The organism is Nostoc sp., assembly GCF_036917095.1.
Lineage (GTDB): Bacteria > Cyanobacteriota > Cyanobacteriia > Cyanobacteriales > Nostocaceae > Nostoc.
In genome coordinates, this window is the sequence record NZ_JBALFH010000036.1 from 1 (window position 1) to 17,701 (window position 17,701).

At 43.4% G+C, this 17,701-nt stretch carries 14 protein-coding genes; 10 read left to right on the forward strand and 4 right to left on the reverse strand.

Annotation, left to right across the window (positions count from 1 at the left end):
• Positions 1-1,004: 1,004 nt before the first annotated feature.
• The 4 genes from V7L01_RS18565 (at position 1,005) to V7L01_RS18580 (ending at position 5,187) form a co-directional block, all read left to right on the forward strand.
• Complete coding sequence (locus tag V7L01_RS18565; RefSeq protein ID WP_335037166.1) at positions 1,005-1,574, forward strand: photosystem I assembly protein Ycf4; 570 nt, start codon at positions 1,005-1,007, stop codon at positions 1,572-1,574.
• 92 nt (positions 1,575-1,666) lie between these two features.
• Complete coding sequence (locus tag V7L01_RS18570; protein ID WP_335037169.1) at positions 1,667-2,467, forward strand: peptidylprolyl isomerase; 801 nt, start codon at positions 1,667-1,669, stop codon at positions 2,465-2,467.
• 99 nt (positions 2,468-2,566) lie between these two features.
• Positions 2,567-3,712: a beta-ketoacyl-ACP synthase gene (locus tag V7L01_RS18575; RefSeq protein ID WP_335037171.1), complete on the forward strand. Its 1,146-nt coding sequence runs from the start codon at positions 2,567-2,569 to the stop codon at positions 3,710-3,712.
• A gap of 185 nt (positions 3,713-3,897) precedes the next feature.
• Positions 3,898-5,187 (forward strand): Glu/Leu/Phe/Val family dehydrogenase, encoded by a 1,290-nt coding sequence (locus V7L01_RS18580; protein WP_335037173.1) that lies wholly within the window; start codon positions 3,898-3,900, stop codon positions 5,185-5,187.
• Between the two features lie 142 nt (positions 5,188-5,329).
• Here V7L01_RS18580 and V7L01_RS18585 read toward each other — a convergent pair whose 3' ends face one another.
• Complete coding sequence (locus V7L01_RS18585; RefSeq protein WP_335037175.1) at positions 5,330-6,448, reverse strand: Gfo/Idh/MocA family oxidoreductase; 1,119 nt, start codon at positions 6,446-6,448, stop codon at positions 5,330-5,332.
• Between the two features lie 640 nt (positions 6,449-7,088).
• Between V7L01_RS18585 and V7L01_RS18590 the strand changes: the two genes are divergently transcribed.
• From V7L01_RS18590 to minE, 5 genes are all read left to right on the forward strand, one after another.
• Positions 7,089-7,751 (forward strand): hypothetical protein, encoded by a 663-nt coding sequence (locus V7L01_RS18590; protein ID WP_335037177.1) that lies wholly within the window; start codon positions 7,089-7,091, stop codon positions 7,749-7,751.
• Between the two features lie 53 nt (positions 7,752-7,804).
• On the forward strand, positions 7,805-9,130 hold the full coding sequence (locus V7L01_RS18595; protein ID WP_335037179.1) for a four-carbon acid sugar kinase family protein: 1,326 nt from the start codon (positions 7,805-7,807) through the stop codon (positions 9,128-9,130).
• A gap of 148 nt (positions 9,131-9,278) precedes the next feature.
• The gene (gene minC / locus V7L01_RS18600) at positions 9,279-10,319 is read left to right on the forward strand and encodes a septum site-determining protein MinC (protein ID WP_335037181.1); all 1,041 of its coding nucleotides are present in this window, start codon (positions 9,279-9,281) and stop codon (positions 10,317-10,319) included.
• Positions 10,320-10,607: 288 nt separating this feature from the next.
• A complete protein-coding gene (gene minD / locus V7L01_RS18605; protein ID WP_012410009.1) occupies positions 10,608-11,414 on the forward strand; it encodes a septum site-determining protein MinD in 807 nt (268 codons plus the stop codon).
• 36 nt (positions 11,415-11,450) lie between these two features.
• A complete protein-coding gene (minE, locus tag V7L01_RS18610) occupies positions 11,451-11,738 on the forward strand; it encodes a cell division topological specificity factor MinE (RefSeq protein WP_335037183.1) in 288 nt (95 codons plus the stop codon).
• A 514-nt stretch (positions 11,739-12,252) separates the two neighbouring features.
• Here minE and V7L01_RS18615 read toward each other — a convergent pair.
• Complete coding sequence (locus tag V7L01_RS18615; protein ID WP_335037185.1) at positions 12,253-13,575, reverse strand: hypothetical protein; 1,323 nt, start codon at positions 13,573-13,575, stop codon at positions 12,253-12,255.
• 984 nt (positions 13,576-14,559) lie between these two features.
• Here V7L01_RS18615 and fmt point away from each other — a divergent pair.
• Positions 14,560-15,561 carry a methionyl-tRNA formyltransferase gene (gene fmt / locus V7L01_RS18620; protein ID WP_335037187.1) on the forward strand — a complete coding sequence of 334 codons (1,002 nt, stop codon included), beginning with the start codon at positions 14,560-14,562 and terminating at the stop codon, positions 15,559-15,561.
• Between the two features lie 65 nt (positions 15,562-15,626).
• Here fmt and V7L01_RS18625 read toward each other — a convergent pair whose 3' ends face one another.
• Both V7L01_RS18625 and V7L01_RS18630 read right to left on the reverse strand, forming a co-directional pair.
• Positions 15,627-15,989 carry a DUF6464 family protein gene (locus V7L01_RS18625; protein ID WP_335037189.1) on the reverse strand — a complete coding sequence of 121 codons (363 nt, stop codon included), beginning with the start codon at positions 15,987-15,989 and terminating at the stop codon, positions 15,627-15,629.
• 107 nt (positions 15,990-16,096) lie between these two features.
• A complete protein-coding gene (locus tag V7L01_RS18630; RefSeq protein ID WP_335037191.1) occupies positions 16,097-17,608 on the reverse strand; it encodes a hydroxysqualene dehydroxylase in 1,512 nt (503 codons plus the stop codon).
• Positions 17,609-17,701: the final 93 nt, after the last annotated feature.

Genomic DNA, 17,701 nt, shown 5'->3' on the forward strand with positions numbered 1-17,701 from the left:
GACCAACCTACGAATACGAAGCGATCGCGCTTGAGCCAGTCGTCTAGAACGTCAAACCACCCTCTACCGGGGGCGCGTCCAACTGCGATGGTCATCGGACTAAAATCCTCTTTTTTACTAAAATTGCAACGTTTCTAAGGCTGTACGGAGAGCCGATGTAACCGACTGCCGTGAAGAATTAACGTTTTTTTTGACAATCTCAACAGCCTGAAAGCAACTGAGATTCTGAGAGCTTGCCGATTAGTAAAATCAGCATTTCTCTTTCTTTATGCCATTACACGTACCATCGGCTAGTAATCTAGCTTGTGGTAACTTAATGATTCTTAACTTATCACACTACTCAGGGTTTTTGCCTGGTACACAACAAGCAAATCAGTTATGAAACACGAACCTTATAAATAATATGAATATCAGAAATTTTACAATTTGACACAACTTTTCTCAGAAATATGAAAAAAATTAATGCAGATGGACGTAGGTAGACCACTCATTCCCAAGAGTTCAAAAAGAGGCAGGGAGAGGGGAGCAGGGCAGGGCAGAAAGAATTTTTATTAGGCGTTGAGTGAAAAAATTATATAACGTACCTTAACAAATTAAATTATATGAGGAGTGGGGAGTGGAAGGAACGCAGTTGAGTTTTTGTCAACAATGTTTGGTAAAATATGGATGGTTACTTCGCCGCCACGGTCGTTGATACACCTCTGGACAAACCTATGTGAAACGTTAGACAAGGGGAAATGAAGTTGGCACATCCTGACTAATACAAATTAGCCTAAGTGGTTTGTCCCATAGTGCAAGTAAGCCACGATCGTCCGGGATAGTAAAATTTGTAGGTTACAGGGTAAAAAATTCATCGTCTGCGGTAAAGTATCCCGTGGACTTAAAACATAGCTCTCAGTGCCTCCTAAGCAATAGCCGGATTGGCACAAAGAGCCACCACTCTATGCAAGAGCATTCAGTGTCGAGTATGTCACAGCGAGTATGTCACGGGCCAAGATAGTTCAATGACGGCATCAACAACGATTAACAAAGGCGATCGCCTCCTGCATCAAAATGTTCTCGGTTCTCGTCGGTTCAGTAACTTCTGGTGGGCAACTGTCGTTACCTTGGGAGCAAGCGGCTTTTTATTAGCTGGGATATCCAGTTATTTAAAAGTTAATTTACTCATAGTTTCCGATCCAACTCAACTGGTATTCATCCCCCAAGGATTGGTGATGGGTTTATATGGCACTGCTGGCTTGTTATTAGCCACATACCTGTGGCTAGTAATTTTATGGGACGTGGGAGGCGGTTACAACGAATTTAATCAGGAAACTGGCACAATCAAAATATTCCGTTGGGGATTTCCTGGTAAAAACCGCCGAATTGAGATTGACAGCCGCATAGAAGACGTACAATCTGTGCGAATAGCCGTCAAAGAAGGTCTTAATCCCCTTCGCGCCCTCTATCTACGCATTAAGGGTCGGCGAGATATACCCTTAACACGAGTTGGACAACCGTTATCTTTAACAGAGTTGGAAACAGAAGGGGCAAAGTTAGCCCGCTTTTTGGGAGTGTCATTAGAAGGACTTTAAGGAAACAGGGAGCAGGGGGAAAATTCCTCTGCCTCTTCTGCCCAATTTCCCTGAAAACGATTAAGATACTCTGGTTAAATCGGTAACTGGCAATGCGGTTAAAAATTTCACAATTTTTGCTTTCTCTTGCGATCGTTAGTGCCTTGATGTTGGGAGGATGTTCAACGCAGCAACTTGCTTCTAATACCTCTTCTCCAACCTCGGCAGCTACCTCGACCACAAGCGAGGCAAGCACCAAGGCAACTACTGAAGCAACATCTGTATCTCAAACTAGTAGTGAGAGTATTCCTGGACTGACAAATTTGCCACGCCTCGAAGGCAAAGCTACTGTGGTGGTCACGGTTAAAGGCTCACCGATTACTATCGAAGTAGACGGCACTGATGCCCCCATTACAGCCGGCAACTTCGTAGATTTAGTGCAAAAGGGTGTGTACAACGGTTTAGCTTTCCATCGAGTTGTACGCGAACCCCAACCCTTTGTAGTTCAAGGGGGCGATCCCCAAAGCAAAGACCCGAAAGTTCCAGCAGATAGCCTGGGAACAGGTAGTTATATTGACCCAAAAACGGGAAACGCTCGTTATATACCTTTAGAAATTAAGCCAAAAGGTTCAGATATTCCGATTTACAATAAACCATTTGATGCGACTGCTCAACCCGTCGTATTGCCCCATAAACAGGGTGCAGTAGCGATGGCGCGATCGCAATCACCAGATTCAGCTTCTGCTCAGTTTTACTTTGCTTTAGCGGATTTAGCATTTTTGGATGGGAACTACGCCGTGTTTGGCAATGTCACTCAAGGCTTTGATGTAGTGAACAAAATTCAGCAGGGCGATCGCATCGAATCTGCTAAAGTCACCCAAGGTGCTGAAAATCTGAAAATACCAGGGAAGTAGGAGGAAGAGGGCAGGGGAGCAGGGGAGCAAGGGAGCAGGGGAGGTAGTAAAAGAACTTCTAAACTGTTAACTCGTCACTTTTAACTCCTAACTCCGAAATTGGTCAAAATTGTTGTTACTGGTATTGGTCTAGTTTCCGCTTTGGGTGGAAGCTTAGAGGATAGCTGGCAAAACTTAATCGCAGGTAAATCTGGAATTGGTTTACATCAACCATTTCCAGAACTTACACCACTTCCTCTAGGTTTGATTGGTGAACAACCATCTGAGTTGACAATGTTAACTCGGATGGTTGTTGCTTCTGCTTTGCAAGATTCTGGGTTAGTTTCACCTTTACCTGATTGTGCTGTAGTCATTGGATCGAGTCGCTCTTTTCAAGCGTCTTGGGAAATTCTGGCGCGGCAAATTTATGAAGACGGGACGAATTTGCCCCTGTCCTGTTTTGGAAATTGGCTAAATACATTACCTCACATGAATGCGATCGCAGCTGCAAGACAAATCGATGCATCTGGGATAGTTTTGGCACCAATGACAGCTTGTGCTACTGGAATTTGGTCTATTGCCCAAGCAGCTATGCTTATACAAACTGGGCAATGTCAACAGGCGATCGCTGGTGCAGTGGAAGCGCCGATTACACCCTTAACTTTGGCTGGGTTTCAGCAGATGGGTGCTTTAGCAAAAACTGGGGCTTATCCCTTTGATTTGCACCGGGAAGGCTTAGTGTTGGGTGAAGGCGCAGCTGTGTTTGTCTTGGAATCAGCAGAGTTGGCAAAGCAGCGTCAAGTAAAAGTGTATGGTGAAATTCTCGGTTTTGGCTTAACCAACGACGCATATCATAGTAATTCACCAGAACCTAAAGGGAAAAGTGCGATCGCTGCCATCAAACAATGTTTAGAACGTAGTGGTCTGTCACCAGGCGATATCGATTACATTCATGCTCATGGCACAGCTACCCAGCTAAATGACCGGATGGAGAGCATGGTAATCCAGCATTTGTTTCCCCAAGGAGTGGCAGTTAGTTCCACCAAAGGAAGCACAGGTCATACATTAGGGGCATCTGGAGCTTTAGGTGTAGCTTTTTCTCTCATGGCGCTAAAGCATCAAATTTTACCACCTTGTTTAGGATTGCAGCAGCCAGAGTTTGATTTAGATATAGTTACAGCCGCACGTCTAAGTAAAATTCGGCAGGTATTATGTTTAAGTTTTGGCTTTGGGGGACAGAATGCCGCGATCGCGTTAGCAAGGTAAAAACTTGTAGGTTCATTTATGCGATCGACATCATATATAAGCATCATGTTTTGGTAGCTCTATCAGAATATAAAACATAAAACTGTAACAAAAACTACAAAATTCCGATTTTCCTAAAAATAAAGGATAAGCTAGTTACATATGATATCCGGTTCGCAAAGATACCGTGATTAGGAGAAAATTTTATGATTTCAAAATCCTCGTTGCTGTCAGAACCTGCTTCACCAGCGCATATATGCCCATTTGACCAAGCCTGTAGCTACTTAGAAGCGGCAGCTAAAGAATTAAATTTAAATCAGGGTTTACTGGAAATTCTCAGCCACCCGCGTAAGGTTGTCACGGTTTCCATTCCGGTGAAACTAGATGATGGGGAAATACAAGTTCTAGCTGGACATCGCGTACAGCACTCCGATGTTTTAGGCCCCTATAAGGGCGGAATTCGTTACCATCCGGCTGTAACATTGCGCGAAGTATCCGCTCTGGCAATGCTAATGACCTGGAAATGTGCCTTGTTAGGTATTCCTTACGGTGGTGGGAAGGGTGGCATTGCTATAGATCCCAAACACTACAGTGTTGGCGAATTAGAGCGAATCAGCCGTCGTTATATCAGCGAGTTGATTAAAGATATTGGGCCTTCCGTAGATATTCCTGCGCCAGATATGGGTACTTCTGCCCGTGAAATGGCTTGGATGATGGACACTTACTCTGTAAATGTTGGTCATGCTGTACCAGGAGTTGTAACTGGAAAACCCCTTTCTATTGGTGGTTCTCTGGGACGAGAAATGGCAACCGGACGTGGCACGATGATTATTGTCCGTGAGGCGCTAGCAGATCGAGGTAAATCCTTGGCAGGAGTGCGAGTAGCCATTCAGGGTTTCGGTAACGTTGGTTGTGCCGCAGCAGAATTACTATATGAAGCAGGCGCAAAAATTATCGCTGTTTCAACTGGTGCTGGGGGAATATTTTCCGAAGTTGGTCTTGATATCCCCAAGTTAAAAGTCTACGCGGCTGAAAATCGCAAGAGTATTGTGGGTTTCCCGCAATCTGTACCAATTAGCAATGCAGATTTATTAATTTTACCCTGCGATGTCTTAATACCAGCAGCTTTGGAGAACCAAATCACTAAAGAAAATGTGAATCAGGTGCAGGCGCAAATTGTCGCAGAAGCAGCTAACGGCCCGGTTACTCTTGAGGCTAACTTGGCATTAGAGGCGCGGGGTGTGACAGTGCTACCAGATATTTTGGCGAATGCTGGCGGTGTAGTAGTCAGTTATTTAGAGTGGGTGCAGGGTCTTTCTTACGTATTTTGGGATGAGGAGCGCGTCAACAGCGAAATGGAGCATTTGATGGTGCAAGCCTACCGCAAGGTGATTCACCAGTCGGAGGTACGGCAAATTTCTTTAAGGTTAGCAGCTTACACACTGGGGGTAGGTAGAGTGGCTCAGGCGCTGACAGACAGAGGTCTTTATCCTTAAAAGCCGTGGGGAAATCCAAGTTATTAGTCATTAGTACTAATAACTAATAACTAAATCGGCGGGTGAGTATCCCTTGAAGGAATGGGATTCCCGCCGATTTTCGTTGATTTTGTGCAACTTCCCAAAGAATTGGTATTAGTAACTATTGCCCAGAAGGTGCAGCAGCATGAATCAAGTCTGGCTTCTCGTCACTAGGAGGACGCTCAATAGTTTGATCCGATGTGGGGCGTTGATGGCGAGTGCTAGTTTGGATCTGTACAGGTTTACCCGTTTCAATTGACTGGTAAAGCGCTTGAATAATCGAAACATCAATCAACCCTTCCGTCCCAGATGGCTCTGGGTCTTTATCTTCGAGAATACAATCAGAGAAGTAGGTAAATTCAGCGGCTAGTTGATCGTGACCCTCAAAGGTACGCTCTTGAGTTTCACCATTAATTGTCAGGTAATGCTTAATTTCTCCCTGCCAAGGATAGGCAGGTTGTACTCGCAAATCGCCTTGAGTCCCTACAATCTGATAGGTTGAAACACTTGCCCCTCCAAAGCTACAGGTAAATGTTGCCAATCGCTCATTGGGGAAACGCAAGATTAAGCTAGTCATTTCTTCCACTTCGCTAAAGCGTTGTTCTCCGTTATTGGCAGCTACAGCAAATACTTCAATTGGTTCATCTTGAAATAGATAACGTGCAGCATTAAGGCAGTAGATGCCAATATCATAGAGCGTGCCACCACCTGTGACATCTCGTAAACGAATATTGCCTTCTTCTACTTGCTGAGTAAAAACCGAGTTGAAAATTCGTGGTTCACCAATTTGCTTTGAACGCACAATTTCGACTGCCTGTAAATTGGCTTCTTCTAAATGTAAGCGATAGGCAATCATCAGCTTCACATTATTATCACTGGCAGCTTTAATCATTGCCTCACACTCTTGTTCAGTTACTGCCATTGGCTTTTCACATAACACATGAATTGCCTGATTAGCAGCCCGCACAGTGTAGTCGCAATGCAAGTGATTGGGCAACGCAATATAAACTGCATCAATCTCGCCACTTGCCAAACAGTCCTCATACTCTTCGTAAGAATATGTATGCTGTATACCATACTTTTTGCTCAGTTCTTCGTTTTTAGTGGGGTCATCTGAAACCAATGCCACTAATTCTGAGTTGTCGGCGTTGGCAAAAGAAGGTAAGGCAGCTTCTTGGGCAAACCAACCTAAACCAACAACGGCGTAACGAATTTTGCCTTTCCCATTTGTAGCAGTCATTATTCTACTCTCCGATGAAGGAATACTTTTGTAATTTCAATGCACTAATTACATGCACATCATGGTTAATTGTCTATGCAAAATATTGGATAAGCTTGGATTATTACATTGCTAAGGCAGCTTCTATATCTGGAATCAATTTAGCTTTAGCTTCTTGAAACTCTTGGCCCAACTCAGTTTAGTTTTAGCCATTTTTTACCCTCAGTAATAATCAATTTATCAAGTTGAGAATTTGGAGGTTGATGAATGGGATCTCGTATATTCTCAATGACTTGGTAAATGAAAACCTCATTCTTTCAGTAAGCTTTAGTTTAGACTTAAGGAATATTTTCGGTATTGCACCCTAACTGAAATCCATAACCTCGGCATGATGGATACTGAGTATGTAGCGTTAGCAGCTCAAGGCTACGATCTAAAGCTCTTTATCAAAAGTAATTAATCGTTGTTCTGTGGTCGTAATGCTCAACTTGAGGTGCGCTTAAAGGCGATCGCCTACATAAGTACTGCATTGTATCCAAAATAGAACATAAAATAAGTGCAAATACTTTTTATCATAACTATACGTAACCATCCATTGCTTCTCTACCAAACCCGATTAAAATAAATACGCAACTTGGGCTTCCATAGGAGTTATCCAGCCGTGCAGCCGGACTTAATAGGCTTGGAAATTAGTAAGGGGGAACTAAGACGTTTGACTGGGTTCGATCCAGAAGACGTTTTTCGACCCTCTGTTTTGCGAGATAGCAAGAAGCGATTAGGGTTTTTGATTAATGAAATGCTGGTGACGCTGGCGTTAACCCCCATAATTGTTGGCTTTATTTACGCCTTTATTATTTTGCCAACAATTGGTTCTTCAATTAAATTCGGAATTCTCTTACTGATTCTAGTGCCAATCCCGATATTAGTGGGGCGATCGCTGTGGCGACAATTGACCTGTCCCGAAGGACTGACAATACTTTTAGACGAAGTTGATAAATATCACGATCTGGTTGCTGCCATAGATATTAATGACCAATTGGCAGCATCAGGAAACATAGAAAGCAGTTTGCATGACCGAGATCGAGTAACCTCGGCCCTGCAACTGATTAGAGAAGATTTAGTCCGCGCTCTGAAAACGGAACGAATTTTGCGAGATAATAAAAAATTGCTTGCTAATAACCAAGAGTTATTTGTCAATAATTTAGCCAGTCTGCAAGCTTTACAAGTTAGTAGTCAAGCAGGCGAATATGCTCAACTGCTAAATCAATCATTGCAAATTGCGATCGATGTGCAAGCAGAAATCAGAAAATTGCAGAAAGGCTGAGTAGAGATTACCTCTGTTGATGTTCCGAGAAAACAATCGCCCCGTTGACTTAAATGAGCAACAAACCCAAAATAATTGTCCTGGATGATGACCCTACAGGTTCTCAAACAGTCCACAGCTGCTTGCTGCTAATGCACTGGGATGTAGACACTCTACGCAGCGGGTTACAGGATGATTCGCCGATTTTCTTTGTGCTGACTAATACTAGATCGCTAACGCCAGAGTCAGCTGCATCTGTTACCAAAGAAGTTTGCCAGAACCTAAAAATCGCTTTGAATGCCGAAGGAATTGACGATTTTCTGATTGTCAGCCGTTCTGATTCTACTTTGCGCGGACATTATCCCATTGAAACTGATGCGATCGCACAAGAACTTGGCCCCTTTGATGCTCATTTTCTCGTACCAGCTTTTTTTGAGGGTGGACGCATTACGCGTGACAGCGTGCATTATTTGATTATTGCTGGTGTACCTACCCCAGTCCATGAAACTGAATTTGCCCGTGATTCAGTCTTCAGCTACCATCACAGTTACTTACCCAAGTATGTCGAAGAAAAGACTCAAGCAGGAATTAGTGGCGAAGCTGTAGAAAGGTTTCTCCTCGCTGATATTCGCGCTGGTAGTTTGGAACGCTTACTAAAACTGAGTGGTAATCAGTGCGCTGTCGTCGATGGTGAAACTCAAGACGATCTCAACCGTTTTGCAGTAGACATATTGGCAGCAGCAAGTCAAGGTAAACGCTTTCTATTTCGCAGTGCAGCAAGTATTTTAACGGCTTTAGCCGCTTTACCACCCCAACCCATTGCCGCCGAAAACATGGTGCAGTACGTGCGCCAAGGCAAGCCAGGTGCGGTGATTGTTGGTTCCCATGTGAAAAAGACTACCCAACAATTAGAGGCGCTATTGCAAGTAGAAGGAACGGTAGGAATCGAAGTGGATGTAGCGCAATTACTTGATGATGGGGCAAATCAATCTGCGGCACTGCTAACCGAAATCCAAGAAAGTATCCGGGCGGCACACGAAGCTGGCAAAACACCAGTAGTTTATACTAGCCGTCAGGAACTGAGTTTCAAAGATGTCAATACCCGATTGGAGTTTGGGGAAAAAGTTTCAGGTTTATTGATGGATATTGTCCGCGGTTTACCATCTGATATAGGATTTTTAATTAGCAAGGGTGGGATTACCTCTAATGATGTCTTGAGTACTGGACTAGCTTTAACTTCAGCCCGTTTACTCGGTCAAATTTTAGCTGGTTGTTCAATGGTGTTAACGCCTTCCGATCATCCCCAGTTTCCTGATTTACCTGTGGTGCTGTTTCCCGGTAATGTCGGCGATGCTGATGCCTTGGGGACAGTTTATCAGAGGTTGACTCTGCCAATTTAAGATTTGAGATTTGAGATTAAATAATCTTTTGGTTCATGCCAGACTAACGTCTTGCTACGCACTTTCACCCTTTGTAGGTAATACAAATCCAAAATCCCATATTTAAAATCCAAAATCTGTGTATCCTTTGTCTTTTGGCTAGTACTTCATGACTTCTGATTCTGCTGTTCCCAATCTAAAGTCAAATTCTGCACTTCCTAATGCAGAACCAAACTCTATGCTTTCTGAGGTAGAGGTAAATCCTACTGTTTCTGATGTAGAGTCAGATTCTATCCTCCCGGATGCGGAGTTAAATTCTGTCCTCCTTTATTTAAAATCAAATACTGTCCTTGAAAATGTAAAGTCAAATCCTGCTAACCCAGATGTAGAGTCAAATAGCGATCCGGCATCAGATTTTATTCTTACTGATTCAAATCCCAATGAGTCAGCTATATCAGGGTATCGCGTAAATGACAATAGTCAAGTCCAGTTAAAAAGTAAGGAGGGACGACTGTTATTAATTTTGCCCCCGGAAGCTCAAGTATCTGCCTCAGAACTCAGTTGGTCTGATATTTGGCAGCAAATAAGGCAACGTCTGAATGCAGGCGATCGCTTCCGTATATCTAACACACCTGTGCATCTAATGGCACAAGACCGTTTGGTAGATGGCAGACAACTACAAGAACTTGCTGAGGCTTTGAGTGAAGTTCAACTCCGGCTAATATCTGTCTCGACAAGTCGTCGGCAAACTGCGATCGCTGCTGTAACATCTGGGTATTCTGTAGAACAATTACAGCCCATAACTTCCCTGAATACAGAGGAAAACGCTACAGCCATACCTTTAGCAGATGCCCTCTATCTAGAAATGACAGTACGCTCTGGAGTAGAAATTCGTCATCCTGGTACAATAATTCTCTTGGGAGATTTAAATCCAGGTGGTATTGTAATTGCAGATGGAGATATTATCATCTGGGGTCGTTTACGTGGAATCGCTCATGCTGGGGCCGGGGGCAATCGTGAGTGTCTAATTATGGCCTTGCAAATGGAACCGACTCAATTGCGGATCGCCGATGCTGTAGCTAGGGCACCAGAAAAATTGCCGATGCAATTTTCTCCAGAAGTGGCACATATTACGCCCCAAGGGATTCGCATCGCTAGGGCTAGTGATTTTTCCAGAAACCAAATTACTAAGACCAATCAGCAACCCTGAAAATTTACTTAAAGAATGAAGGATACGAAGGATGAAATATAGCGGTTTTCATGTAGATGGAATACACTACTCTAATCTCTAACCCCTTTCCTCTGGCGAAGTGTATTACATACAACCGAGCGTAGACGCTTCTTCGGCTTGTCGTTAGACATCGCGATAAAAAAATATTTATACCTCGCCCGAATCAGGGAGACCAGATATTTCTTCATACTTGATACGATACTTCATACTTTATACTGCAATTTACTGTTTTATATTTCCTGAACCCTCATTGACCGCATTTCTATCATGACTCGCATTATTGTGATTACCTCCGGCAAAGGAGGAGTGGGTAAAACCACAGTTTCAGCAAATCTGGGCATGGCTTTAGCCAAAATGGGGCGTCAAGTTGCCTTGGTTGATGCGGATTTTGGTCTGAGAAATTTGGATTTGCTGCTAGGGCTGGAAAACCGCATTGTCTATACTGCGGTGGAAGTCTTGGCCAGAGAGTGCCGCTTAGAACAAGCCTTGGTGAAAGATAAGCGCCAACCCAATCTCGTACTCTTGCCGGCAGCCCAAAATCGCTCCAAAGATGCAGTCACACCTGAACAGATGAAGTTATTGGTGAATGCACTAGCGCAAAAGTATCAGTACGTGATCATCGATAGCCCCGCCGGCATTGAAAATGGGTTTAAAAATGCGATCGGCCCGGCAAAAGAAGCGCTAGTTGTCAGCACGCCAGAAATTTCATCAGTTCGTGATGCCGATCGGGTAGTTGGGTTACTAGAAGCACAAGGTATCAAGCGTGTTCATTTAATAATTAACCGCATCAGACCCGCAATGGTGCAGGCAAATGATATGATGTCAGTGCAAGATGTTCAGGAACTTCTCGCCATTCCCCTGATCGGGGTAATCCCTGACGACGAGCGTGTTATTGTATCTACCAATCGCGGCGAACCCTTAGTGTTAGCAGAAAATCCCTCTTTAGCTGCCACAGCCTTTGAGAACATTGCTCGTAGATTGGAAGGGGAAAGTGTTGAATTTCTGGAGATCGACTCGTCCCAAGACAGCATCTTCGCTCGTTTACGAAGGTTGTTGTGGACAAAGATTGTTTAACTTACTTTTCCAGTCTCCGCGCCAGACCTATTCGTAATGATTGAACTTCTAGAACGACTTTTTTCTCGCGGTCCTGATAGCAGTCGAACTCAAGTAAAACGTCGCCTGCAATTGGTGATTGCTCACGATCGCGCTGACTTAGATCCTCAAACGTTGGAAAAAATGCGGAAAGAAATCCTAGATGTAGTCTGTCGCTATGTCGAAATTGAGACAGAGGGCTTGGAGTTCTCTTTAGAAAGCAACCAGCGAACGACAGCTTTAATTGCTAATTTGCCCATCCGCCGGGTCAAAGGTGCCATCCCTGAATGGGAAAGGGGTGATTAGTCTCTATAGTTTTTATCTTAAGTATTTTCATTTAGTATCTAATGAAATTAGTCTCAATTGTAACGAATTATAACAACTTTTGGATTAAGTTAACGCAGCAAAATTGACACTTCCCCGAATGTGTCAATTTTGCTGTTTTCAGCATAGGAATAACATTTTCAATCATTTTGATTCTTGAGAATATCTGATAACTCATATCATGTCCGCTTGATTCCTTATTAAATCTGAAGAACCCCACCCCGCCAAAGCTACGCTTCGTCTCCCCTCCCCGCTCTTCGGGAGGGGATTAAGGGGAGCCAGTGCGGTCTTGGGGTCTCCCCAAGACCGCACTGGCGTGTGGGGTGCAATGACTGTGGGAATAATAACTAATTATGCGAACATGATATCAGACTAATTATGCGAACATGATATCAGAACTTCTTTTTGGGCTATAAAGCTATTAATATTTCTCCTATTAAAAAAATCTCCCGTTGTCAGCAGTGACGACAACGGGAGTATAGAAGATTTTTATAACCTATCGGTAGGCTACTTGTGGGCCTGCCCAAATTTCTGTAACCTTTTTACCAAAAGTAATCGGACGATCGTTGTCTGTTGTCGTTACAGTCTTGCCATCATTAGCAACTTGCATTAACGGCCAGTTTTCCTCGCCCAATTCACCCGCACGAAATAGCACGCGATCCGGTTGGATTTTACTCCAGCCTAACAATACGGCAATTTTTTCATGTTCTTCCTCATTAGCAGGAGCAACTGTGTTAGCGTGATTTTTTTGCCGATCCCAAATCACTGCACTGTCTGTAGAATCACCTGTGTTAAATATACCTTCAAACTTGCGTGCTAAGAAGCGATCGCCTTTTTCTGACCAGCTAACTGGAACCAATACCCCAATTTTACCGTTTGTATCAGTTTCTTCTGACGCCGCCGCCTTTACAGCCTTTACCTTTAATAAAGGATCGCTAACAGGAGTAGTTGAAGCCATCACCCACAACTTCTTGGTGTGCATATCTTGGACAAACAGAACGCTGGTGACACGGCTGTTATACATTTGCGGTTTTACTTCTAGTTGCACCCGGCTATAAACAGCATATTTTCCATCTGGAGAAACCACGGGTATGCTGCGGTAGTGACGCACTCCCGAACCACCGTTAGAACCAATTGCCTCTTGAGTAGCTGTAATCCATTTCCAAGGAATAGGATGAGGGCTACCGATGGGATCTATTTGTTCTGCTTCGGGTTCATCACGTGGTTCAGTAACAGGTATTTCTGTCGTTGTGGTTGGTTGTGATTCTCTAAGAGTTGGTGCTACTTGAGTTGCTGTCAATGATTCAGTAAAAGACTTTTCTTTGGAGAGAGAATTTTCTTGTCCTTTCAAAGACTTGATATTAGCAGCTTTGAGTTTTCGTACTAAATTAAGCTGACTAACAGGAATATCTGTTAATGGTGCGAGTTCAACTGCTGCCAAAGGATCGGGAACAGTTAAATCGCTTTCCGACACAGAACTATCTGCTTGAGGCAAAGGCTCGATTTTATCCCCTGGTAATAGTTGCGGTTCCTGGACAGCAGTATTTTGTGTTGGCACATCAAATTCTTCTGTTATAGAGTCGATTCGATCTGTTTTTAATATTTCATCAGCTATCTCAGGTTCCCTAACTACAGCTATTTCCTTTATTAATACAGAGTCAGACTCTCCAGTAATTGAAGTGACTTTAGCTACTTCCGATCTGACTGGGGTCGAGTGACCCGATGCCCCTAGCAAAGGTGCGATCAGTATCACAACGACAACGTAATTGAGAAATGGTTGCGTGCGGAACCATCCTGACAGCAAAAGGGGTTTAAGCATTTGTAGACTCTCTAGAGGGGCGGTTGCTATGTGAGAAGCAATACCTATGCAGCAATGGGGCAGACGGTAATTATATGTATAACAGGAAACTAAAAGCTTTGACGAAATAATTTCTTCAAAGTTTGCAGAGTTTTACAAAAATTAAGTATCATTGTCCACACCTTTTATTACTCAGGTACTGAATGTTTTTTTGCACAAATATGCGAGTATAGTAAATACGCTGAGAACTCAGTAATTACTACACAATATATAATGTTGCTGTTGCTATACCCAACCACACCAAAAACAGGTATTAGTCAATGGAGATTCAAGGTATAGTTTGTGGCTCATGAAGTTGCCAACCAAGAGGGAGATGACTCAGTTATTGGGGATCGTACTAGCGATCGCTAGTACGCAGCAAAAAAGCCAGGTTAGACACTAGATATAACAGCGCAAACCCTCATAATGGTAAACCTGAGGTGTTACGTGAAAAGCTGGGAAAGCGGACGCATAACACATCATACTCAGAAAATACTGCTGTCAGCAACCCAAAATTATAAATTGCAATCTAAACTACAAAAATAGCTAGAAGAGGCAATAGTTTTATAGAAACCCAAATGCATTTAACACCAATTTTGGGCAAAAGAAACAGGAACACAACAAAACTTACTCGGTAGATGCTCTAGTGGCTCGTGACGAGACACCACTAAACGATTTGGCTTACTAAAGGCAGATGCAGTTAATACTAGCTGTTACACTTGTTAACTTAACTATTAAATTAATCAAGCAGCCTTTGGTTTCACCAATACGAAAATATTGTACCACCAAACAGCCGATATTATTTACAGCAAATTAACTCTGCTTTGCAACTGCCGTCCAGAATTCACCAAGCCAGGATTTAGCCGACTTGGTGAATTCTATTTCGACATGCAACTTAAATGTTGTCAGTTATGAGGGGCGCAATTACCATTAACTAATGACTAACGATTAACAACTAAATTATTAATGAAAATTGTATTCTTTGGTACACCGCAGTTTGCTGTACCCACGCTGGAAAAGTTATTGAATCATTCAAAATTTGAGGTGTTGGCAGTTGTCACCCAACCAGATAAACGCCGGGAACGCGGAAATAAACTTACTCCCTCACCCGTAAAAGCGATCGCTACTGCTCACAACTTACCAGTATGGCAACCCGAACGGGTGAAAAAAGACACTGAAACTTTAACCAAACTCAAACAATTAGATGCAGATGTGTTTGTTGTTGTCGCCTACGGACAGATTTTATCGTCAAAAATCCTAAATATGCCAAAATTGGGCTGCATTAATGTGCATGGCTCGATTTTACCTAAATATCGGGGTGCAGCGCCGATTCAGTGGTGTTTGTATAACGGTGAGAAAGAAACGGGGATCGCAACCATGTTAATGGATGCAGGCATGGATACCGGGCCAATGCTACAAATAGCAACGACACCGATTGGATTACTGGATAATACCCAAGATTTAGCCGAAAGACTCGCTGCGATAGGTGGGGACTTGTTGGTAGAAACTCTGTTGAAGTTGGAACGTAAAGAAATTCAACCAATACCCCAAGATAATTCAGCAGCTACTTATGCGCCTCTGATTCAAAAACAAGATTATGGTTTGGATTGGTCAAAAAGTGCTATCCAATTACACAATCAAATTAGAGGCTTTTACCCTAACTGCACGGCTACTTTTCGTAACAACCTGTTGAAAATCACCGCTTCTGCTCCCCTTGGTTCTGTAGGCGATCGCATCCCACCAGAATTAGAAGAATTGATACATAAACTGCCTGATTTGTCAACTGTGTCAGACAAACCGGGAGTTGTAGTCAGCATTGCCAAAGGAATCGGGGCGATCGTCCAAACTGGGGAAGGTTTGTTGCTGTTACGAGAGGTTCAGCTAGCTGGTAAACGTCCCCAGTCGGGATGGGATTTTGTTAATGGCACCCGCTTAACTGTGGGAGAAGTTTTTGGTGCGGGTAGTTGAGAGGCTGACAATTTTAGATTTTGGATTTTGGATTCAAGGAAAAATCTAAAATCTAAAATCCAAAATTAAATGACTTCTAACTTTTCATAAAAGCGGCAAGATTCGCAAGGGCCATCTGGGTTGACTGCACAGCGAATGATTTCTGAATGAGCATTGTAAGAGCAGGTGGCATCGCCAACTACCCAACGTCCCGCTACCAAACTTTTCTCAGATGGCCGTTTAGCAGACTGCACGTAAATGGCAATATTATGCAAGCGGTAGCGCCCACCTTTAAGTTGGTATCGATGGCGGCGTTCTAAAACCGCGTAGGTTTTACCTTCAAAATCGAGATAGTTTCCGGGTTGGGGTGTCCAATCAAGTTGCACTTTACCGAGTGACTCACGCGGATGCGTCAGAATCACCTCGGTTTGTAAAGAGTCTGGCTCCATAAGCTTATGTGATTTGATTTACATTATAAGGATGGTATCGCGATCGCTTTCTTTAGCTTACCGAATTTAGATTACAAATATTAATTCACTCTTCGCGTCCCTACGGATTAGGGCAGCCAAAATTCAGGTAAGATAGATTTGCTCAAGTCACGCAAAGTTTGGTTGAGCGATCGCGCCACTTGGATATGCACTTCATCCTCTTCTACAGCTAAAATCTCAGATGGCTGACCTTCTCCCAAATAAGACACCACCAAATTTGCCGCCTCCAAACCAGTAACATAAGCTTTTTCCTGCGACCAGGAACCATGACGGTTCACAATCCAATCGCCACTCATAAACACATTCTCAAAACTTGTCTTAGCGGGCAACATATAACGATAGCTACCAGGTGCAAAGTGAGTCACCGCTTGAGGTAACCGAATTACACTGCTATCAATTATCTTTGCCTCTCGAAACGCGGGTACACAAGTTGTTAAATAACCCTGAACTATTGGTAAAATTTCCTCATCACTCAAATTGAGAAACTGATTTGCGTGATAGAAATCAGCTTCAATCACCGTTCCTGGCTCATCCCGATATTCATCATGTAGAGCATTCAAATCAAAAAACGTCCAACCTGTACTTGCGTCGAATCCAAAACAAGCATTAGAAGGACGAGGAATATCAATTTTGCGGTCAAACCATAGTCGCGTTGCTAAAACATCAATTGCGCCTAAATTGCTCAAATTACGGAATTCTTCACGACTTTGTAAACTAGGACTAGTTGAGACAATTTTCTTCATCCCCGTGATTCCAACCGCAAAAATCACGGCATCTGCATCAAAAACTTCATCACCGCAAACCACACCCTTGGCTCGATGATTACTATCAACAATTAAGTCTGTAACTCGGCGCTTGGGCAACACTCGCACACCAGCTTTTTCAATCCGTTCCACCCAAGGGCGAAATATCTTTTCTCCCACAGTTCCCCGACACCAAACTACATCAAAATCGGGTTGATGAGCCAGAATAAAAAAGTAAAGCATCCCTAAAGTTGCGGCGGCTGAACATTGTTCGCCAGGGGCAAACAAGCCCACTAATAACATTGGTTCAAAAGCCTCGCGGTAAAGTCGTGCAGAAACGTTAAAGTCTTTGAACAATTCACGGGCAGTTACAAAATCGTAGCGCCGCCAAGCTGCATCCGAATTGTCAAAATCAACAACAGCATAAAGTAAAGGTAAGGCGCTAAGACGGTCAATTAGTGGCAGCCGCTTAAACTGAGTGTAGAGAAAAGTTCCCAGTGGCGAGGGGAGTCGCGGTAAGTCTTGAAAAATTGGTGATTCAACTTCCAAACCTGCTGGCGAATATTGCGAAGAACGAGTCCAAGTAGTAAAGGGATTAATTTCTAACTCATTGATTAGGGAAAAAATATTTTTGTAAGGATACCAAAAGCCATGAATGCCAGCTTCAACAGATTTTCCGGCGGCTGTTTGCCAACCTGCCACCAATCCACCAGGATAGGGGCCTGCTTCTAGAAGTGTCACATCATAGCCTTGTTTTGCCAAATGGTAGGTTGCTCCTAAACCAGCCCAACCAGCACCTACAACTACCACCCGTTTTTGTTGTGACCCTTCTACCATCACAGCCTCCAATTGTTGCAGTCCATCAACTAATGTATACGAAGTTGCCGCCCTTATCAGATGACGGCTTGCTATTATAACGATTTGTGGATG